The organism is Haloarcula sp. H-hyl6 (assembly GCF_056934455.1).
Map to the genome: position 1 here is coordinate 1,971,988 of NZ_JBRIIK010000001.1, position 20,002 is coordinate 1,991,989.

The following is a 20,002-nucleotide window of genomic DNA, read 5'->3' on the forward strand; positions in this document are numbered from 1 at the left end:
GCCCGCGAGAAACCGCAACGACCATCTACCTGACTGCGCACACCGGATGACGTGAAGTTCCGGTACCGCGCCGTCGTCGCACTCCTGTTGCTGTCGGTCCTCGGGGCGAGTTTCGTCCACTACGAAGCCACCGAGGACCAGCGCTGGCCGTATCCCGACGCCGAGGAACTAGCAGCCGATTACGACGCCCACGTTGGTGAGCAAGCGTTCCTGTTCGGGGAGGTGACCGCCGTCGACGCCGAGGGAGGCACGTTCACTATCGAAGCCGAAGATGCCGGCAAAACGGTCTTGCTCGGCGTAACAGGCAGCGACGCTAACGTTCAGCGCGGCGGGACCGTTCAGGTCTACGGAACGCTCGAACCCGACAGAACCGTCGACGCGCAGGCCGTCAGAGTGGTTAACGCGAGTCCCGGTGCCCTGCTGTACAAGTACGGAGCCTCCCTCGTCGGTGTTCTCCTGTTCGTCGTCCTGTTCGCTCGGCACTGGCGCGTCGACACCGACCGCTGGGTGCTGGAGGCGAGACGCGATGGCTGACCTGCTGACGCACGTGCTGGTCCCGTTCGTCTTGCTGACCGTCGCTGGATGGCGCGTCGACTGGCTGGACCGCCGCTGGGTCGTCGTCGGGATGGGCGGCGGCGCTATCCCAGACCTCGTGAAGGTCGACATCGTCCTCGAGGCCGACAGGGTCGGCGCGATGCTCGGCTTACCCTTATCTTACGGCTCGTTCTCGACGCTCGGCGGCGTCCTCCTCGTCGCGGCACTCATCACGCTGGGATTCCGGCGCGACCACTGGGGTCGGGTGTACGGCCTGCTCGTCGCCGGCGGCCTGAGCGCGCTCGTCCTCGACGGCCTCCGGGTGTTCGCCGACGGCCACGCCTCGGCGTGGCTCTATCCGGTCACGAGCTGGCGGCCGCCGACGCCGAGCCTCTACGTCTCCTCGGACCCCACAGTACTCGTCGTGACGCTGGCGCTCGCGATTGTCGTCCTCGTCGCCGACCGACATCGAGACGCCTCGTAGCCCGACCTACCACGTCAGCCCTTCGTACGTAATCCCCTCGCGCCGCTCGACAATCCGCCGGCCGTCCACCACCACGGAGTCGGCCATCGCGTCGAACTCCGCATCGAGCGCCGCGAACTCGTCCCAGTCGGTGACGACCACCGCGCCGTGGGCGCCTTCGAGCGCCTCGCCAGCGGACCCGGCGTACTCGACGTCGGGATACCGCTCGCGCATGTTCTCGACGGCGACGGGGTCGTAGGCCACCACCTCTGCCCCGCGCTCGCGCAGGCCCTCGATGACCGGTACGGCCCGCGTGTTCCGGATGTCGTCCGTGCCGGGCTTGAACGCCAGTCCCAGCACCGCGACGCGCTTGCCAGAGACGTCGACGTGGTCGTCCAGCAAGGCGAGGAGGCGTTCGGGTTGGACGTCGTTCACCTCGACGGCGGCCGACAGTACCTTGGGGTCGTACCCTTCATCGCGGGCAGCAGATATAATTGCATCAGTATCTTTCGGAAAACAACTGCCCCCCCAACCCACCCCACTCCGCAGGAACTTCTCGCCGATGCGGTCGTCGAGGCCGATGGCCTCGGCCACCTCGTAGGCGTCGACGCCGAACTCCTTGCAGACGTTCCCGATGTCGTTGACGAGCGAGACCTTCGCGGCGAGGAACGTGTTGTTGGCGTACTTTATCATCTCGGCCTCGGCGATGCCCGTCTCCACCACGGGCACGTCGCCGTCGGCGGCCTCCCGGAGCGGTGCGTACAGGTCGTGGAGCGAGTCGAACGCGCGCTGGTCGTCGGCGCCGAAGACGAGTTTGTCGGGGTTCAGGAAGTCCTCGACGGCAGTACCCTCCCGTTGGAACTCCGGATTCGAGGCGACGAGAAAGTCCTCGCCGCGGGTGAGTCCGGCCTCGGCGATGCGCGGGGCGAGTCGCTCGTCGGTGGTCCGCGGGATGACCGTCGACTTCGTGACGACGAGGTGCGGGTCGTCAGCGTCGTCGCCGTCGGCGAGGGCCTCCCCGACCGCCGTCGCGCCGGCCTCCATGTACTGCAGGTCGATACTGCCGTCCTCGTTCGAGGGGGTCGGCAGGGCCAGCATCGTCAGGTCCGTCTCGCGGACGACGCCGTAGTCCGTGGTCGCGCGCAGTCGCTCGCCGCCGTGGTCGGCGACCAGTTCGTCCAGTCCCGGTTCGTGGATGGGCGACTCGCCTGCGTTGACGGCGTCGACGATGGCCTCGTCGATGTCGATTGTCGTCACCTCGTGGCCTAAGTCCGCGAGACAGGCCGCGACGGTCGTCCCGACGTAGCCGCTCCCGACGATGCTGACGTTCATCGGCGGTGGGTTGGCCACCACCGGCCTTGAGAATTCGGGTCCTTCGGCGACGGCCGTCGGCACCGGTTTAGCGCGGCGCCCGGCCGATAATGGCCCTATAACAACGCCGGCCCCTGACGCAGGCGAGACCAGTCAGGCGACATCGGTCGCCGTTCGGACACCAATGGACACTGAACGACTCGTGTCGGTCGGCGTCGCCTGCGTCGTCGTCGTCGCCATCGGCCTCTCGGCCGCGACGCTCGGCTCGTCGATGTCGACCGACCCATCGGACGCGATAGACCCGGACTACGACCTGCTCCCCGTCGGCGAGGACCGCGCCGGCGAGATAGAGGAGGCGGCACAGGGCCTGCACGACCGCTACACCGGCGAGACGTCCCGGGAGGGCCAGCAGCGCGAGAGCGCACGCCAGAGCGACGCGGGCGAGAGCGCGGAGGCAACCCAACCGGACGACTCGCGGTCGGAGTCCAACAGCGGCGGGTCAGATGCGAGCCAATCGGACGCCGCCAGTAGCGGCCAGCAGAACGCGCCGAGCGAGGGACAGGGAAGCGGCGTCGTCCCCGCCGAGTCGAACCTGAAGGCGGTCCTGATGCTCCTCGCCTTGCTGGCGCTACTGGCCGTGGCCCTAGGAGTCGCTTACCGCTACCGCGAGCGGCTTATCACGTTGGTAGGAATGGTGGTGGGGGCCGACGACCCGGTAGACGAGGGGAACGTGACGTTGCGACCGGCACCAGAGAACGAGGTTCAGCGGGCGTGGATAGCCCTGCTTCGACGAGCGGGCATCGCCAGAGAGCGGACGCGAACGCCGCGTGACTGTGCCCGCGCCGCCGTCGAGACGGGGTTCGACCCCGACGCCGTCCACCGCCTCCGACGCACCTTCGAAGACGTTCAGTACGGCGGCGCGTCGCCGTCGGGCGAGCAGGAGCGGGTCGCTCGCGAGACGCTCCAAGCACTCGGGGAGGACGACAGATGAGCGGGCGAGCGGTCACCGACGTCCGGCGTCTCGGGTGGTACCTGTTCGTGGCCCTCGGCGTCCTCGCGTTCGCGCTGGCGCTCGTCCCGGGCGGCGCAGGTGTCCTGCCGGTGGAGACGCTGGTGGAGCGAGCAGGCAACGAGTACTTCCTGCTCGGGATGCTCGGCGGCGTCGCCATGGGAATCCTCGGGTGGATGGTCGTCCAGCGGGCGAGAGAGCACGTCACGCAGGCCGACCCGCCGGAACCGGAGACGGTCCGCGACGCACCACCGCCCGGCGAGGAGTTCGACCGTCTCGTCGAGGGGATACCGGCCATCTCGGCCCGAGACGGGGGCGAAGACGCCGAACAGCTCCGAAGCAGGTTGCGGGACGCGGTTGTCGCCACGCTGATGCGCAAAGAGGGGGTGAGCCGGGAGGAGGCCCAGCGACGCCTCGCCGAAGGGACGTGGACGGACGACCCCGTCGCCGCGACGTTCTTGGACGAGTCCACCTCGGGACCCTCTGTGCGTGAACGTGCTCGGCTGGCGATTCGCGGGGACTCGTGGGTCCAGCACGGGGCCAAAGCCGTCGCTCGGACGCTCACGGAGCGGCACGACGCGGCCGGTGACCGCGACGCCATCGGGAGCGACGGCGGATGACGACGGTGCGGACCACCGGCCGCTGGCGCGGCATCGTGGCCGTCGGCCTGTTCGCCGTCGCCGTCGGCGTCCTCCTCGACCGACCCGCGATACTGCTGGTCGGCGTCGTCGGCGCTGGCTACGCGGCGTACCCCCGACTGCTCGGCCCGCCCTCGGTCGAGTTGGACCTCGAACGCCGCCTCGACGACGGCCACCCGGCCAGCGGCGACCCGGTGACGGTGACTACGCGACTGACGAACACCGGCGACCGGACGCTGACCGACGTGCGCGTCGTCGACGGCGTCCCGCCGATGCTCACCGTCGCCTCGGGCAGTCCCCGACACGCGGCCGTCCTCCGACCCGGCGAGACGACGGAGTACACCTACTCGGTCGCGGCCGAACACGGCCGCCACCAGTTCGACCCCGCCACCGTCGTCGTCCGCGACGTGACCGGTGCCCACGAGGTGGAGACGACCGTGGCTACCGGCACCGAGATAGACTGCGCCGAGTCCGTACCCACCGTCCCGGTGCGGCCGCGAACCAACGGCCACGCCGGCCGCCTCGTCACCGACGACGGCGGGAGCGGCATCGAGTTCCACGCCGTCCGCGAGTACCGCCGCGGCGACCCGCTGGGTCGCATCGACTCGAAGCGGTGGGCGCGCACCGGCGAACTCACCACCGTCGAGTTCCGGCAGGAGCGACGCACGTCCGTCCTCCTCCTCGTGGACGCCCGCGAACCCGCCTACCGCGCCGAGCGCGAGGGGACGCCCAACGCCGTCGCCCACAGCCTCGCCGCCGTCGAGCGCCTCCTGACGACCTTAGACGACAGTCACGACTTCGTCGGGATGGCCGCGCTGGGACGGGAGTTCTGCTGGCAGTCTCCCGGCGTCGGCCCCGAGCACCACACGCGCCTCCGGCGACTCGTCGGGACCCATCCGGCGCTGTCGGCGACGCCGCCCGCCCCGGACGAGGACGGCGACGTGACCCGGCAGACGGAGATGCTCCGGAAGCGCCTCGATGCGGACACACAGGTACTGGTCTGCTCGCCGCTGACCGACGACGCCATCGTGCGGACGGTCCGGACCCTCGAAGCCGCCGCACACCCCACGACGGTCCTCAGCCCGGACGTCACCGGCGACGGCAGCCTCGGGGCGCGACTGGCCCGGGTCGAGCGCGAGAACCGCATCCACGCCCTCCGCGAGACGGGCGTCCCAGTCGTCGACTGGACGCCGACGGAACCGCTCGGGAGGGTCCTTATAGGCGAGCAGCGACGGCGGTGGTCCGCGTGAGCGACGTCGTAGACCACCGTCCGACGCCGGTCGGGAGCGCGTTGGCTATCCTCGGCGCCGGCCTCTCGACGGCGCTCCTCGCCACCGGCCCGGAGCAGCGACTCGCCGTCTTCGGGACGGTCGCGGGCGTCGCGCTCCTCGTCTTCGGCGACCGGGACACGCTCTTCGACGAGATAGCCTACCCCCCGCTCCTCGGCCGCGTCGTCGTCGTCGCCGGCGCCGTGGTCGTCCTCGCGTCGCTCGGACACGCCCTCAGCGCGGTCAGCGCGTTCGGCGCGCAGGCGGAACTCGTCCCGGGACTCGTGGGCGTCGTCTTTCTGGGCCTCGGCGTCCGACCGGTCCGCCCGCGACTCGCGCGGCGGTTCGTCTCTGCGGGACTGGCCGCCCTCGTCGTCGGCGTCGTCCTCACCGGCATCTTCGAGCGGGCGGAACCCGCCGCGTTGCTCGCGGCGACGGCCGCCGCTATCGTCGCGTGGGACCTCGGCGAACACGCCGTCAGCCTCGGCGAGCAGTTGCGGGCCGACGCCCGCTCGTGGCCCGTCGAACTCGTCCACGCCGGCGCGAGCGGGGGATACGGGGCCGTCCTCGTCGGCGCGGCGGTGGTCCTCTACGGCACCGGCACCAGCGGGATTCCGCTGGGCGCGCTGGCGCTCTTACTGGCCGCCGCCGTCACTCTGATGGCTCTGCTGTATAGGTGACCGTCGGTACCTCGACGTCGTCCAGCAACTCTTCGACGACCGCTCGCTTCTGCACGTCGTCGACTCTGGCGTCGGGCGTCAGGACGAGTCGGTGTGAGAGCACCGCGGGCGCGATGCGGGCCACGTGGTCGGGCGTGACGTAGTCTCGGCCGCGGACCACCGCGAGGGCTCTGGCCGACTCGAACAGTCGCTGGGTCGCTCGCGGCGAGACGCCCGTCTCGACCCGGCTGTCCTCGCGCGTCGCTCGCGCCAGCCGAACCACGTACCGTCGGACTTCCCGCTCGACGTGGACGGACTCGGGGGCCTGTCGGAGTTCCGCGGGCGCCATCGAGACGGCCTCGCTCACCGTCGGCGTCCGGTCCGTGCGGGCCGCCCGCCGGTCGATAATCTCCAGTTCACCCTCCTCGTCGGGGTAGCCCAGACTCGTCTTCACGACGAAGCGGTCGACCTGTGCCTCCGGCAAGGGGAAGGTGCCGTCCTGCTCGATGGGGTTCTGCGTGGCGATGACGAAGAACGGCTCCGGCAGCGCGTGGGTCTCACCGTCGATGGTGACCTGCCCCTCCGCCATCGCCTCCAGTAGGGCGGCTTGTGTCTTCGGCGAGGCCCGGTTTATCTCGTCGGCGAGGACGACGTTGCCGAAGATGGGGCCGCCGCGGAACTCGAACTCCTGTGACTTCTCGTTGAAGACGTACGTGCCCGTGACGTCCGCCGGCAGGAGGTCAGGCGTGAACTGGATGCGCGAGAACTGGAGTCCCAGCGCGTCCGCGAGCGACCGCGCGGTGAGTGTCTTGCCGGTCCCCGGCACGTCTTCGAGCAGGACGTGCCCGCGAGCGAGAAAGCCCGAGAGGACGGTTTCGAGCGTCTCTCGCTCGGCGATGACCGCCCCCGAGACGGCGTCCAGAACGGTCCCGCAGTGGTCCGCGACGGCCTCGACGTCTGTGTCCGTACTCATCGGACGGTCACAGAGTGATGGCGGGCTTAGTTATCACCGGCCTACTTCTCTCAGTCACCGCTTCGGCGTCGCCGCCCGAGCGCCACGGTATGGACAATACCGCATTAAGCGGGCGAAAAGCGAAGTTCTGTTCTGAGTGGCGATAGCAGGCCCACAGGACGGTTACCGCTCTTATAACGAAGCGCTTCGTAGGGGCCACACGAACTGTGCAGGCCGTCTCGCGTGATACCCACCATCCATGAAACAGTACCCGCAGATACCCCGTGTCGAGAACGCGCCCGACGGACTGTTCGACAGCGGCCACCTGTGGCTCCTCGAGAAGGTCGACGGAGCCCTCCTGCGGTTCCAGTTGCAGGAGTCGGGACTCCTTCGCTTCGGCGACCGTGACCGGGTGTACGACGACCCCGAGGACGTCCCGGCCCCGTACCAGCACGCCGTTCGCCACGTCCGAGAGACCCTCGACCGTGAGGCGCTTCGGAGCGCCGTCGGCGACGTCGAGAGCGTCGTCTTCTTCGGCGAGGCGATGCACCGGCACACACTCCCCTACGACTGGGACCGGACGCCCTCGTTTCTCGGCTTCGACGTCTGGTCGGCCAGTCGCGAGACGTTCCGGCCGCCCGACGCCGCCGAACAGATATTCGACCGCCTCGGCCTCCACCCGGTGAACGCCTTCGAGCGGGAAGTGCAGGCGAAGTACTTCGACCCCGAATCCTACGCCGTCCCCGAGTCGGCGTGGTACGACGGCCCCGCCGAGGGCCTCGTCGTTCGCAACAAGCGCGGCCAGCGAGCGACGATACTCCACCCGGACGTTCGAACGCGCGACGAGGTTGCTCCGGTGGACGCGTCGGCCGCGGAACTGGCGGACCGATACGCGACCCGTAACCGGTTCGAGACGGTCGCGGCGACACTCGAAGAACGGGGCCGGCCGGTGACCTTCGAGGCGCTCTACGACCGGGTCTTGGAGGCCATCCTCCGCGAGGCACACCCGCGCCTCACCCACGGGCAGAGCGACGTCGACGTGGGCGAATTTCGGTCCGAAGTCGCCGGGTCGACGCGGGCGTTTCTCGACGACAGAGAGACAGAGCGGTAGCAGTCCAGTCGACTCTCTGCCGGCCGCTGCTTCGACGGAAACACCGGTCTGAGCAGTGTTACCGAGACTACCGACAGGTTCAAACGATTCTGTCGTGTATGGAACAACCCGATGATGCTGCCGACCCACGCGCTGGCCGGGATGCTTCTGGGCCTCGCAGTGGGATATACAGTCCCGGAGTTCGCCGGCGTGGCCCTCGTCGCGGGTTTGCTCGGCGGCGTCCTCCCCGACCTCGACCTGTACGCCGGCCACCGGCGCACCCTCCACTATCCGGTGTACTACGCCGGCCTCGCCTCGGGGACGCTCGTCCTCGCAGCGCTGCTCCCGTCGGCCGCGACCGTCGGGGCCGCCGTCTTCCTCCTCGGCGCGGCCGCCCACAGCGTCGCCGACGTATTCGGTGGCGGCCTCGAACTGCGGCCGTGGGAGGCGACGTCCGACCGCGCGGTGTACGACCACTACAACGGCCGGTGGCTCGCACCCCGTCGCTGGGTCCGCTACGACGGGTCGCCGGGCGACCTCCTGCTCTCGACGGCGCTCGCGGTCCCGCTCTTGCTGAGCGTGGAGGGCCTGCTGGAGGGCCTCGTCGCCGCCAGCCTCGGCGTGGCAGTCGTCTACGCCACCTTCCGACGCGTCTTCCCGACGCTCGTCGAGGTACTGGTCGGCGCCCTCCTTCCAGTGCTTCCGCAGCGCCTGCTCACGCGAGTCCCCGAGCGGTACTTGCAGTCCCACTCCGACGCCGTCGAACAGACGCCCTCGGGGTGAGGACAGCCGTGCCCCCGACCACTCTCTGACCGCGGGTGTCGCCGCTCGTCGGGCCAAAGAGTCATGCCGGCCCGGCGTCGAACTCCCGTAAGGGGATTTTGGACCGATGGCAGGGCTATCGAACGGCGTGCTGGCCGTCCTCTTGACGGCGCTGGCGCTCACGCTGGTCGTCGCCGCGCACCAGCGCAACGGCGCCGCGATAGTGAACGCGCTGGTGTCGCTGGCCGTCGCCCTGCTCTCCGTCGTCCTCACCGGCGGTTTCCAGTCACCGTGGCTGGTCGTCCACACGCCGGCGCTCCCCCTGTGGGTCACCGTCGCCGGCCTCCTGCACTCGATAGGGATGCTGGGGCCCTACGAGTCCGTCTGGTGGTGGGACCATCTCACGCACACCGTCTCCGCCGCGCTGGTCACCGCACTGCTGTACGCCGGCCTCCTCGTGGCCGTCGCCGCGGACGCGACGCTGACGCTCTCGCCGGCCGCCGTCGCGGTCGTGGCGGTCCTCTACACGTTCGTCCTCGGTGTCTTCTGGGAACTGGTCGAACTGGTCGCGCGGGCCGTCGGCGAACGCTACGGTATCGAACCCGTGTTGGTCCACTACGGCTGGCGTGACACGGCCTTCGACCTCGCCTTCGACCTCGTGGGCGCTATCGCCGTGGTGGCCCTCGACGTCCGCGTCTTCGTCGTCTTCGCCGAACGCTTCCCCGAGGTGACACAGACGTCGCTCGCGCTGACCGGCGGCGTCGCCACCGTCGGGTCGCTGGTGATGGCACTGGGCCTCTACGTCGAGACGGACGGATGAAGGTCGATAGTGCGCGTGTATCCGACACTCGCCGATACCGGCGTGGGTGTTCCCGAGGATAGGACGGACGTCGGTGCTGGTCAGTCGAAGACCCGCGTGAATCTGGCCTCGACGACGATACCGTGGTCGCGACGAAAGCTATCGGGTTCGACACTGCCGAGATGCCGACGCTGTACGCCCACTTAGACAGGGTCCCGAACCCACTCGAAATCACGGAAGCCGGCGAGCGAGCCACGACCGCGTCTCCTGTGGGCGCGTGGCGACGATGACCGTCGTCTCGGCGCGCTGACCGACTGCACGAGCGGTCGACCCGACGACGACCCGGCGAAACCGACCGCCGCCTCCGCCGCCGATGACGGTCACGTCTCGCTCCTCGGCGGCCGCGACCAGCGTCTCGACGACGTCGTCGCCCTCTATGACGCTCGTCGTCGTCGGAACGTTTCCGACCCCCTCGGCGGCGTCGCTGGTGAGTTTCTCGGCTTCCGCTCGCGTCTCGTCGGACGCACCGGGCGCCACCACCCTGACTACGTCGACACGGGCGTCGTTCGCGCGGGCGATGGCACGGCTCACCCCCGCCGCGAGCCTCGTGTGGGTCCCGGGTCCGGCCGGCAAGAGAATCGACTCGACGCCGTTCGCCGTCGGCCCTATCTTCTCGACGAGGACGTCACAGGGGGCCGCGGCCACCACGTCGTCGACGATGTGTCCCATCAGGATGTCGCTGTGGCGGCGCGCGTGCCAGCCCATCAATATCGCGTCGGCGTCACAGTCCGTCGCGGCCGTGACGATGCCGCTGGCGACGCTGTCTGCGACGACGAGGCGCCCGTCCACGGCGACGCCGGTTCCCTCGGCCGCGTCTATGGCACGGTCGAGTAACTCGCGGCGGTCCCCGCCGAACTCCTCTTTGATGACCTCGTCGCGGAACACCTGAAACGGCGACGACCGCGACCCAGCCACCACGCTGACGACGAAGACGTCTCCGTCGCGGTCGCGGGCGACGTCGAGGGCCGTCCGCATCAACTGCCCGACGTGGTCGGGGTCAGCGACTGAGACGGCGACCCGATAGTCGGTCGCTGTGGGTTCGGTCGCCATCGTTCAGTGTTAGCACTACACTGACAAAAGTATTCGCTCACAGCGGCGTGCCGGAAAATCACACCGTGCTGGTGTCAGTACCCACCACCGACGTCGCCACCGCCACCGCCTCCAAGTGGTTGCTCGATGGTTCCTTCGCCGACGCCAATCTTCAGGCTCATGCCAGTCAGGTCCGAACTGCCGTGGAACCGACAGAACACGTCGTACACCCCGTCGTTCTCGAACGTATGCGTCGCCGTCTCGCCACCCGGCACCTCCACATCGGCGTCCCAGTTGTCCGACGCACTGGTCACGGTGTGGGCGTCGCCGTCCTCGTTCGTCCACGTGACTGTCGCGCCCGCACCAACGTGGATGTTCCGCGGGTCAAACTGGCTGTCAACCATCGTAACCTCGGTCGTGTCTTCGACGGATGCGTTCCCGGCGCCACCGCTGGCACACCCTGCGAGTGCCCCGGCCACCGCGCCGCCAATCAATTGGAGTACTGTCCGCCTGTCTGGAGCCATACTGGTTCCTCCAAGGTTTTTGTTGGATAGCCAAGAGGAAATAGGTGTGGATGTGACGAACGTGAGTTTCTTCGGAGTCGAGCCCGGGGCCTTCGCGTGGACCCCCGTTCTACTCTTCGAACACCACTTCGACGTATCTCGAGAGTTAACTTGGACGATTTCTACATATATTCGGACCTAGTTCACCGAAGTATGTCGAGAGAGTGGTTTTGACACCCAATACCTATCCAGATACACTATTCTAGTTCAAATAGGCATACTATAACTATATATACGGAATTTTGCTACTATTGTTATAGATATGGCCACATATTTTTTATATTTCTCTCTATCTGGCACGCATACACGCATCGGTGCTATCACTCACAAAGAGAGAGTTCCAGCGTGGCGCTCTGCGATACACGCGCCCAGTTCGTCGATGGACTCCGCCGTCGTGTCTGCGCGCGGGAGCGGAGTTACAGCGTGGTCACAGCAGTACCGGACGACGGTCGCACCGGCTCTGCTGGCCGCCTCGACACCGTTTTCGGAGTCTTCAACGACGAGACAGTCGGCCGTCTCGACGCCCAACCGCTCGGCGGCGTGTCGGTAGATGTACGGTTCGGGCTTACCGGGGTCGTCGATGTCGTCGGCGCTGACCAGCGCGTCGACCGGACCGAGCGTCGAGCCTTCGACGACGCGTTCAATCCACGGTCGCAGCGACGAGGAGGCGATACCCACCGACAGCCCAGCGTCGCGTATCGCTTCGAAGAGCGCGGGCATCCCATCGGTCACCGTGACATCGTTCCGATACATCTCTTCGGCGAACGCTTCGGTCGCCGCCTCGAACTCCTCGTAGGTACCGTGCAGTCCGTACGTCTGCTCGATGGCTCTGAGGTTCTCACGGAAGCTACGGCCGGTGACCTCGGTGAGGGTCGGCGTTCCGTCCACCGTCTCGGTGAACACCTCCTCCGTCCAGTATCGCTGCCAATGCGGTTCAGAGTCGACCAGCACGCCGTCCATGTCGAAGACGACAGCGGCTATCTCGCTCATCTATCGAGTGGTAGTAGCGGAACGAGCAATAAGTCAGTTTTGAGAGACAGCGGTACTTCCGAGGATAACGTTCGGAGCAGATTGCCGGAGACGGCGCCGCCGGCAATCTATCCGACCGAGTCCACGCCGACGACCGAGCGCGGTTCACCGCCGACGAGAGCGTCTTCGAGTGCGCTGACGACGACGCCGGGGTCGCTCGGGCCGCCCGACTGGACGATACTGCCGACCGACTCCGGGTCGAACGGTACGCCCAAGACGTCGTAAATTTCCGTCAGAACGTCCGCAATCGCGTCACGGCCGTCGACGACGGCGATACCCGAGACGAGCGCCGCGTCGCTCCGCACGCGCTGTGCGATGCCGACGAGTTTGCCGGCGGTTCGCAGCGAGTGCGCGCCGGGACAGAACGACGCGTCGGGTTCGCCGCGCCGGGCGTCGACGCCGAGGCCCCGTAGGGCCGATTGCACGTCCGCGACCATCGAGTCGTATCGCTCGTCGAGGCCCCGTCGCTGGCTCTCGATAGGGACACACCGGGCGAACGCAATCGTCGTCCCGGTGTAGGCCACTGCCCGCCCGCCGACCAGCCGCTCGACGGGCCGGAACCCCGCTCGACGCGCGGTTCGGCGGGCCGTCTCGTAGCGTCGCTCGGCCGCATCCCGCCGCCCGAACGCGACGTGCCGACGCGGCGTCCACACGCGAACGGCCGCCTCGCACCGTTGCGCGACGGATTCGAACATCGCATCCAGCACTCGTCTGTCGGCGTCGAGGGTCGACGTCCGACCGCGATAGGCTCGCATGCGTGTACGAATACCTGCTCCGGCGGCATCAACGTAGCGCTCGACGATACGCGGTCGCTACTGGCCGAGGCGAACAGCCGTCGACCGCGCCGCCCCATCTCAGATGTGAGATGCACCCGCTTTCCGGTAAGCATTTAACAGGATTCCACGTACGGTGTCCCGTGTCGCACAGCGGAGACTCACAGAGAACAGCGTATCGACCCTCGGTGGCCCATGACTGACGAATCCGCACGGGAGACCGACAGACTCGACAGCGCTATCGAGGCCTTCGGTGACGGGTGTCCGGTCCTCGTCCACGATGCCGCCGACCGCGAAGGTGAGGTCGACCTCGTATACCCCGCCGGCGACGTGACCCACGGGGACGTCGCGCGAATGCGAAACGACGCCGGCGGGCTAGTCTGCGTCGCGCTCGCAGACCCCGTCGCGGACACCCTCGACCTGCCGTTTCTGGGGAACGTACTGGAACATCCGGCCGCCGGCGATGCCGAACTGGAATACGACGAGCGCTCGGCGGCTTCCATCACGGTGAACCACCGCGAGACGTTCACCGGCATCACCGACGACGACCGCGCGCTGACGATTCGAACGCTCGGGTCGCTCGCCGCCGAACCATCGGTAGAGACGTTCGCCGAGCAGTTCCGGGCGCCGGGACACGTACAGTTACTCCGCGCAGCCCCGAATCTGCTAGCCGACCGGCGGGGCCACACGGAGTTCTCTGTCGCGTTGGCCGAGGCGGCGAACAGGCCGCCAGTCGCCGTCGTCTGCGAGATGCTGGACGGGGAGACTGGCGGTGCGCTCTCACCGTCCGCGGCGAAAGCGTACGCTCAGCGAGAGGGACTCATCTACGTCGAGATGAGCGACTACGCTGACGAGCGGTTGTAGACGTCTTCTGAGACCTGCGGCATCCGCTTCCGGAGCCACCCGGATTTTCGTCCCGCCGGCAGTCGACGGTATCGCCTGACGCTATCGCATCCCGTTTCGTTCTCTAGAACGCTCGTAAATCGGTCGTACTTCCTCGAATAGGACCTATCTCGTCGGTAGGTTCGAGATATTTGCCCGTATATCTCTAATAGGATAGAGAATACCCATTCTGACATAGAGAACAAGTTTTTTCACCTTCGGTGCGAAAGGGCCAGTATGACCAACGAACCGAAACACCCCGTCAGGACGAGTCAGAAGACGATTCGAATCCTCGGCGTCCTCCACGAACTGGGGAGCGCGGGCGTGACGGAACTCGCGTCGGTGACGGGCATGAACAAGAGTACCGTCCACAACCACCTGAGTACCCTGAAAGACGAGGAACTGGTCGTACAGAAAGAGAACGAGTACACCCTCGGGCTCCGGTTGCTGGAGTTCGGCGGCCGTGCACGCAGTCAACAACCGCTGTACGACATCGCGGTCCCCGAAATCGAGCGCCTCGCCGAGCAGACGGGTGAACTGGCGAATCTGGTCGTCGAGGAGTACGGACGCGGCGTCTACCTCCTCTGTGAGAAGGGCGACAACGCGGTCAACCTCGACATCTACCCGGGCGTCAGGCGGTCGCTCCACCTCACAGCCTCCGGGAAGGCGATACTCGCACACCTAGACTCCGAACGCGTAGACGAGATTCTCGACCGGCACGGATTGCCCGCGAAGACGGACCAGAGCATCACCGACCGAGACGAACTCATGGACCACCTAGAGATGGTCCGTGACCGCGGGTTCGCCGTCGACGACGAGGAACACATCAACGGCCTCCGGTGTATCGGCACGCCGATACTCACCGAAGAACAGGAAGTGCTGGGCGCAGTCAGCATCTCGGTCCCCGTGACCCGAATGAGCGACGACGAGTTCTACAAAGAGGTTCCCGACACCGTCAGAAGCGCCACGAACGTCATCGAACTGCACATCCAGAACTCCTGACGGCGAGCGAGACTCGCCAAATAACGCTCGTACATTTGTTATCTTCCGAAGAGGGTGGCGACATATTGTTCTGTCCATCAGAACATCTGTTCTCCTTTCTGAAAGCGAAGGAGAGATAGCGCGTGTACGTTCGATTTGATTTCGTCGTGGGTAGAACCATACTATTTAATACCATCGTCTCCATTCTCGGAGTATGAGCTATCTCATCAAGATGCCCCAGATGGGGCTAGAGATGGAAGAAGGCGAGGTAGTCGCTTGGGAAGTCGACGCCGGCGAGACAGTCGAGGAGGGCGAGGTCATCGCCGTCGTGGAATCCGAGAAGGCCGCCAACGACGTCGAAGCACGCGCAGACGGCGTCGTCCGTGAAATCGTCGTCGCGGAGGGCGGCGTCGTGGAACCGGGCGCACCTATCGGCATCTTCGGCGCTCCCGACGAGGACATCTCCGACCTGCGCGACGAAATCGACGAGGCAGGGGGCGACGACTCGGCGTCCGAGGAAGCCGCACCATCTCAGCGTACAGGCGGTACGGAGACGAAAGGAACTGACGGGGCGTCCTCCGGGACGGGTGAACAGTCGACCGAGGTGATTCGTGCCACGCCGGGCGCGCGAGAACTGGCGAACGACCACGACGTCGATTTGGCCGAGGTCGAGGGAACCGGACCGCAAGGAACGGTTACGGAGACAGACGTCGAAGAGCGAGCGAACACGGCGTCCTCTGAGGCCACCGAAGCCAAGACCGCGAGTGCGGACGTGCGTGCGACGCCGGGTGCGAAGCGGCTGGCGGGTGAACGCGACGTGGACCTGAGCACGGTCGAGGGGACCGGCCCGCAGGGCGTCGTCACCGAGGACGACGTCGAGCAACACGACGCCGAGGAGAGTGAGTCGGACGAGCAGTCGGCCGCCGAGGTGCGCGCGACGCCTGGCGCGAAACAACTCGCCAGTGAGCGGGGAATCGACCTGTCTGCGGTCGAGGGAACCGGCCCGCAGGGCGTCGTCACCGAGGACGACGTGGCAGATTACGAAAGCCCGGCGCAACCCGACATGGGGACTGCCGTTCGGACCGTCAGCGAAACCCGTTCGCTCTCGGGGATGCAACAGACCGTCGGCGACCGGATGAGCCAGAGCTACCAGCGCGCACCGCACGTGACGTTGAACCGGTCGTTCGACGCGTCGGCGATGCAGAACGTCGCGGCGGCCGCCGACCGAGCGGGTGTCGACGTCTCGCTCACCGACCTGCTCATCGCCGGCGTCGGCGCGCAACTCGCGTCCGAGCCGTCGTTCAACGCGCTGTACGAGGACGGGGAGCACAAACTCGTGGAGGAGGTCAACGTCGGCGTCGCGGTGGACGTAGAGGACGGCCTCGTCACACCGGTCGTCCCGTCGGTGACCGAGAAGAGCGTCGAAGAGGTATCGACGGTTAGAGGGGAGCGAACCGAGCGGGCGCTGTCCGGGAACTTCGAGATGTCGGACATGGAAGGCGGGACCTTCACGATTACCAACCTCGGCATGTTCGGCATCGACAGCTTCGACCCAATCATCAACCCGCCCGAGGTGGCCATCCTCGGCGTCGGTCGGATACGGGACGACGGGACGATGACGCTCAGCCTCTCGTTCGACCACCGCGTCGTCAACGGCGCCGACGCCGCCCGCTTCCTCGACGACGCCGTGCAACGTCTCACCGACGCGAAGTGGCTCGCCGACCAGTTCGCCGCCGACGTCCTCGGCGAACTGATAGCCGTCCTCTCGGAATGAGTTCGCACACGGGCAAACCGCGGTGGCTCTCGGTCGGCCGACCCAGCGGCCGTCGGTTCGCCGAGATTCGCCAGACGCTCGACGACCACGGTCTCAACACGGTCTGTGAGGAGGCCAACTGCCCGAACCTCGGGGAGTGCTGGAGCGGTCGGGACGGCCCGGGGACGGCGACGTTCATGCTCATGGGCGACCGCTGTTCGCGGGGCTGTAACTTCTGTGACGTCGAGACCGGCGGCATGGACCCGTTGGACCCCGACGAACCAAAGGACGTCGCGTCGGCGGTCGCCGACATCGGACTCGACTACGTCGTCCTCACTTCCGTCGACCGCGACGACCTGCCCGACCAGGGCGCATCCCACTTCGCACAGACGGTCCGGGAGATAAAACGCCGGGACCAATCTATCCTCGTCGAGTGTCTGATACCGGACTTTCGGGGAGACGAACGGCTCGTACGGCGAGTTCTCGACGCGGGTCCCGACGTCGTCGCTCACAACGTCGAGACAGTCGAGCGACTCCAGTGGCCCGTGCGTGACCGCCGGGCCGGGTACGAACAGTCGCTCTGTGTTCTCCGGCAGATTGCGACGACCGACGACTGCTACGCCAAGACATCACTGATGCTCGGCGTCGGTGAGTACGCCCACGAGGTGTACCAGACGCTCTCGGATTTGCGGCAGGTCGGCGTCGACGTGGTGACGCTGGGCCAGTACCTCCAGCCCTCCCGGTCCCATCTGGAGGTCTCGGAGTACGTCCACCCCGACGCCTTCGAGACGTGGCGGCGGGTCGCCGAGGAGGAACTGGGCTTCCACTATTGCGCGAGCGGTCCGCTCGTTCGCTCCTCGTACAGAGCGGGCGAACTGTTCGTCGAGGCGCTCCACCGTGACGACGCCTCTGTCGAGGCGGCACGCGCACGCGCCGACCGCGAACGCTGACAGCCCCGGCCGCAGGTCCGGGGTATCCCTTTATGATGTGGCACACTGTACGTTCTCGGTACGCATGCGCGCAGCAGTGTACTACGGACAGGAAGACGTGCGAGTCGAAGACGTAGCACAGCAAGCGGTCGGGTCGACAGACGTTCGAGTCGACGTCGCCGCCTGCGGTATCTGTGGGACTGACCTCCACGAGTACGTCGCCGGCCCCATCGACACGCCGGGCGACGGCCCGCATCCAATTACGGGCGAAGAAGTCCCGATACGGTTCGGTCACGAGTTCGGCGGCACCGTCGTGGAAGTCGGGGACGAAGTCGACCGTATCGAACAGGATGACCTCGTGGCGATCAATCCGATACTCACGTGTGGGGACTGCCGGTACTGCAAGGAGGGGAAGTACAACGTCTGTACGAACATCGGGACTATCGGTCTCTCCGGCGGCGGTGGCGGGTTCGCCGAGAACACCGTGGTCAACCAGTCCCACGTCGTCGCCGTCCCGGACAGCGTCCCCGCCGAGTACACGGCGCTCGTCGAACCGCTGGCCGTCGGCGTCCACGCTGTCAGGGAGTCGGACATGGAATTGGGCGACGACGTGGCCGTCATCGGGTGTGGCCCAATCGGACTGGCGACAGCGTTGGCCGCGAAGGCCATGGGCGCGGGCCGACTGTTCGCGTCCGCGTCGCGTGATAGTCGACGGGAACTGGCCAGCGAAATCGGCGCTGACGAGGTCGTCGACCCCAACGAGACGGACCCGGTCGAGTTCGTCCGCTCGAAGACCGACGACGGCGTCGACGTGGCCTTCGAGGTGGCGGGTGCGGGGAACTCGCTCGATCAGGCCGTGCAGTGTACCACCCGCGACGGCTCGGTGACGGTCATCAGCCTGTTCGAGGAACCCGTCGAGTTCGACCCGAATCCGGTCGTCCACGGCGAACGGACGCTCGACGGGGTCTTCGCCTATCAGTCGGGACCGCTGGGGGACCGGGACTACCGAACGGTCGTCCGACTCCTCGCGACCGGGCAGATGGACCCCGAACCGCTCGTCACCGGCCGTGTCGGTCTCGACGACATCGTCGACGGGGGGTTCGAACAACTCACGGACCGTGAGAGCGGGCACGTGAAGATTCTCGTCGAACCCTGAGAACGGCGCGGCCGCGCCGAGACCGTCGTCAGAAGTACGAGTCCTGCAGTTTCCGCAGGTGCAACAGTTCGCTGTCGACCAGTTCCACGTCGTCGTAGGTGATGGCTTCGCCCGCCTCGACAGCCGACTCGACCGTCGCCCCCTCGATGAGGCTGATGGGGACGAGGTTCTCCGACTGGACTACGTCGCCGTTCTCCGCCAGTCCGTACACCGTGTGGCCGCCGATGCCGTCTATCTCGTCGCCGGGCGAGAGGTCCTGCTTGGCGACCGCGACGGTGTCGACGACCGGCGCCTGCGGGACGAGGTGCGCGTCGCCGAACAGGACGGCCCGCGCCGCGGTCAACAGGGGTTCGATGGTCGGGATGTGGTAGCTCCGGTGGAGGACATAGTTGGGGCCGCTCCCCATCTTGAGGTAGTCGAGGTCCTCCCGAATCGTCTCGCTGTCGGTCGTCACGACGAGGAACACGCCGGGGGCGACGTCCCCACCTAGCGCGAAGTCGACCACGCCGTCGCGCGAGAGGATGCCCTCGTCGCCGCCGCTGTCGAACACGTCGGCCAGCGAGGCGACGTCCGGTACTTCGGGGCCGTGCATCCCCCGCCGGTCGACGCCGAGTCCGGTCGCGTTGGCAACCATCGTCATCTCCAGCATGGAGTTCGTGCCGTCGACGAACGCAGTGTATATCTCCGGGTTCAGGTTCTTCTCCTCGGCCTCCGCTTCGAGTGACTCCGGGGTGGCTGTCCTGTTGAGCGGGTTGTTCTTGCCCTTCCCCGCCGCGACGACGTCGAACCCGAGCGAGTCCGCGAAGTCGTACAGTTCCATTATCGAACCGGGTTCGTCGCCCGCGGCCCCGCTGTAGACGACGCCGGCCTGTGCGGCCATCTCGCTCAGGTACGGACCGACGACGGCGTCCGTCTCGTCGGTCAGCATCACCACGTGGGTCCCGTTGAAGATGGCGCGAGTGGCGACCTGTGCGCCGATGTGCGGGACGCCCGTCGCGGCGATGACCACGTCGACGCCGTCCATCTGTGGCGGGTGGAGCGCGTCCTGCGTGACGACGCGGTCACCGTCCGCCAGCGCCGCTTCGCCCTCCGCGACCGATTCCACGACGGTCACGCTACCGCCGTGCCCCATCGCGTCGAACGTGTCGGTCGCCAGTTCGAGTCGGATGTCGGCGATAGCCGTGACCTCGATGCCGTTCATCTCCTCGGACCCGATGGCGATGCTCCGCCCCATCCGGCCGACGCCGACGATGCCGACCGAAACCGGCTCGCCGGACGCTTCGAGTGCCGAGAGCTGTGTTGACAGTCTGCTCATACGGGTCGTACCGATGACAGCCAGTCTAATAAGGTTTCGTACCCCGC

21 protein-coding genes are annotated in these 20,002 nt (G+C 67.0%); 14 read left to right on the top strand and 7 right to left on the bottom strand.

The annotated features are described in order from the left end of the window. Positions 1-51: 51 nt before the first annotated feature. Both Hhyl6_RS10285 and Hhyl6_RS10290 read left to right on the top strand, forming a co-directional pair. Positions 52-534 (top strand): OB-like fold-containing membrane protein, encoded by a 483-nt coding sequence (locus tag Hhyl6_RS10285; protein WP_483739100.1) that lies wholly within the window; start codon positions 52-54, stop codon positions 532-534. Further along, positions 527-1,018, top strand: a complete 492-nt coding sequence (locus tag Hhyl6_RS10290) for a hypothetical protein (protein WP_483739101.1) — start codon at positions 527-529, stop codon at positions 1,016-1,018. Before Hhyl6_RS10285 ends, Hhyl6_RS10290 begins: the two co-directional genes overlap by 8 nt. A gap of 6 nt (positions 1,019-1,024) precedes the next feature. Here Hhyl6_RS10290 and aglM read toward each other — a convergent pair whose 3' ends face one another. Continuing rightward, the gene (aglM, locus tag Hhyl6_RS10295; protein WP_483739102.1) at positions 1,025-2,329 is read right to left on the bottom strand and encodes a UDP-glucose 6-dehydrogenase AglM; all 1,305 of its coding nucleotides are present in this window, start codon (positions 2,327-2,329) and stop codon (positions 1,025-1,027) included. Positions 2,330-2,492: 163 nt separating this feature from the next. On the opposite strand from aglM, the gene Hhyl6_RS10300 reads away from it, so the two are divergent. From Hhyl6_RS10300 to Hhyl6_RS10315, 4 genes are read left to right on the top strand one after another with little or no spacing between them, the layout of a single operon-like run. Further along, positions 2,493-3,299 carry a DUF4129 domain-containing protein gene (locus Hhyl6_RS10300; protein ID WP_483739103.1) on the top strand — a complete coding sequence of 269 codons (807 nt, stop codon included), beginning with the start codon at positions 2,493-2,495 and terminating at the stop codon, positions 3,297-3,299. Next, a complete protein-coding gene (locus Hhyl6_RS10305) occupies positions 3,296-3,937 on the top strand; it encodes a DUF7269 family protein (protein WP_483739104.1) in 642 nt (213 codons plus the stop codon). Before Hhyl6_RS10300 ends, Hhyl6_RS10305 begins: the two co-directional genes overlap by 4 nt. Continuing rightward, positions 3,934-5,205, top strand: coding sequence for a DUF58 domain-containing protein (locus tag Hhyl6_RS10310; RefSeq protein WP_483739105.1), 1,272 nt, complete (start codon positions 3,934-3,936; stop codon positions 5,203-5,205). The genes Hhyl6_RS10305 and Hhyl6_RS10310 overlap by 4 nt, the downstream gene beginning before the upstream one ends. Next, complete coding sequence (locus Hhyl6_RS10315; RefSeq protein WP_483739106.1) at positions 5,202-5,903, top strand: DUF7519 family protein; 702 nt, start codon at positions 5,202-5,204, stop codon at positions 5,901-5,903. Before Hhyl6_RS10310 ends, Hhyl6_RS10315 begins: the two co-directional genes overlap by 4 nt. On the opposite strand, the gene Hhyl6_RS10320 is transcribed toward Hhyl6_RS10315, so the two are convergent. Further along, on the bottom strand, positions 5,875-6,855 hold the full coding sequence (locus Hhyl6_RS10320) for an AAA family ATPase (protein WP_483739107.1): 981 nt from the start codon (positions 6,853-6,855) through the stop codon (positions 5,875-5,877). The two genes, Hhyl6_RS10315 and Hhyl6_RS10320, sit on opposite strands and share 29 nt — an antisense overlap. Positions 6,856-7,093: 238 nt before the next feature. Here Hhyl6_RS10320 and Hhyl6_RS10325 point away from each other — a divergent pair, with 238 nt between their 5' ends. The 3 genes from Hhyl6_RS10325 to Hhyl6_RS10335 all read left to right on the top strand — a co-directional run bounded on the left by Hhyl6_RS10325 (position 7,094) and on the right by Hhyl6_RS10335 (position 9,506). After that, on the top strand, positions 7,094-7,945 hold the full coding sequence (locus tag Hhyl6_RS10325) for an RNA ligase family protein (protein WP_483739108.1): 852 nt from the start codon (positions 7,094-7,096) through the stop codon (positions 7,943-7,945). Between the two features lie 111 nt (positions 7,946-8,056). Beyond that, on the top strand, positions 8,057-8,707 hold the full coding sequence (locus Hhyl6_RS10330; RefSeq protein WP_483739109.1) for a metal-dependent hydrolase: 651 nt from the start codon (positions 8,057-8,059) through the stop codon (positions 8,705-8,707). A gap of 106 nt (positions 8,708-8,813) precedes the next feature. Beyond that, a complete protein-coding gene (locus tag Hhyl6_RS10335) occupies positions 8,814-9,506 on the top strand; it encodes a DUF2238 domain-containing protein (protein ID WP_483739110.1) in 693 nt (230 codons plus the stop codon). 210 nt (positions 9,507-9,716) lie between these two features. On the opposite strand, the gene Hhyl6_RS10340 is transcribed toward Hhyl6_RS10335, so the two are convergent. From Hhyl6_RS10340 to Hhyl6_RS10355, 4 genes are all read right to left on the bottom strand, one after another. Beyond that, entirely contained in the window at positions 9,717-10,595 is an 879-nt protein-coding gene (locus Hhyl6_RS10340) for a universal stress protein (RefSeq protein ID WP_483739111.1), read from the bottom strand. Positions 10,596-10,669: 74 nt separating this feature from the next. Continuing rightward, positions 10,670-11,098 carry a cupredoxin domain-containing protein gene (locus Hhyl6_RS10345; protein WP_483739112.1) on the bottom strand — a complete coding sequence of 143 codons (429 nt, stop codon included), beginning with the start codon at positions 11,096-11,098 and terminating at the stop codon, positions 10,670-10,672. A gap of 363 nt (positions 11,099-11,461) precedes the next feature. Then, positions 11,462-12,127: an HAD family hydrolase gene (locus Hhyl6_RS10350; RefSeq protein ID WP_483739113.1), complete on the bottom strand. Its 666-nt coding sequence runs from the start codon at positions 12,125-12,127 to the stop codon at positions 11,462-11,464. Positions 12,128-12,234: 107 nt separating this feature from the next. Then, a complete protein-coding gene (locus tag Hhyl6_RS10355) occupies positions 12,235-12,921 on the bottom strand; it encodes a lipoate--protein ligase family protein (RefSeq protein ID WP_483739114.1) in 687 nt (228 codons plus the stop codon). A 213-nt stretch (positions 12,922-13,134) separates the two neighbouring features. On the opposite strand from Hhyl6_RS10355, the gene ribB reads away from it, so the two are divergent. The 5 genes from ribB to Hhyl6_RS10380 all read left to right on the top strand — a co-directional run bounded on the left by ribB (position 13,135) and on the right by Hhyl6_RS10380 (position 18,640). After that, entirely contained in the window at positions 13,135-13,803 is a 669-nt protein-coding gene (ribB, locus tag Hhyl6_RS10360; protein WP_483739115.1) for a 3,4-dihydroxy-2-butanone-4-phosphate synthase, read from the top strand. Positions 13,804-14,058: 255 nt separating this feature from the next. Next, the gene (locus tag Hhyl6_RS10365) at positions 14,059-14,823 is read left to right on the top strand and encodes an IclR family transcriptional regulator (protein ID WP_483739116.1); all 765 of its coding nucleotides are present in this window, start codon (positions 14,059-14,061) and stop codon (positions 14,821-14,823) included. 193 nt (positions 14,824-15,016) lie between these two features. Then, a complete protein-coding gene (locus Hhyl6_RS10370; protein WP_483739117.1) occupies positions 15,017-16,576 on the top strand; it encodes a 2-oxo acid dehydrogenase subunit E2 in 1,560 nt (519 codons plus the stop codon). Beyond that, entirely contained in the window at positions 16,573-17,505 is a 933-nt protein-coding gene (gene lipA / locus Hhyl6_RS10375) for a lipoyl synthase (protein ID WP_483739118.1), read from the top strand. Before Hhyl6_RS10370 ends, lipA begins: the two co-directional genes overlap by 4 nt. A 64-nt stretch (positions 17,506-17,569) precedes the next feature. Further along, positions 17,570-18,640 (top strand): 2,3-butanediol dehydrogenase, encoded by a 1,071-nt coding sequence (locus Hhyl6_RS10380; RefSeq protein ID WP_483739119.1) that lies wholly within the window; start codon positions 17,570-17,572, stop codon positions 18,638-18,640. A 28-nt stretch (positions 18,641-18,668) separates the two neighbouring features. Here Hhyl6_RS10380 and Hhyl6_RS10385 read toward each other — a convergent pair whose 3' ends face one another. After that, entirely contained in the window at positions 18,669-19,955 is a 1,287-nt protein-coding gene (locus tag Hhyl6_RS10385; RefSeq protein ID WP_483739120.1) for an NAD(P)H-dependent oxidoreductase, read from the bottom strand. Positions 19,956-20,002 lie beyond the last annotated feature (47 nt).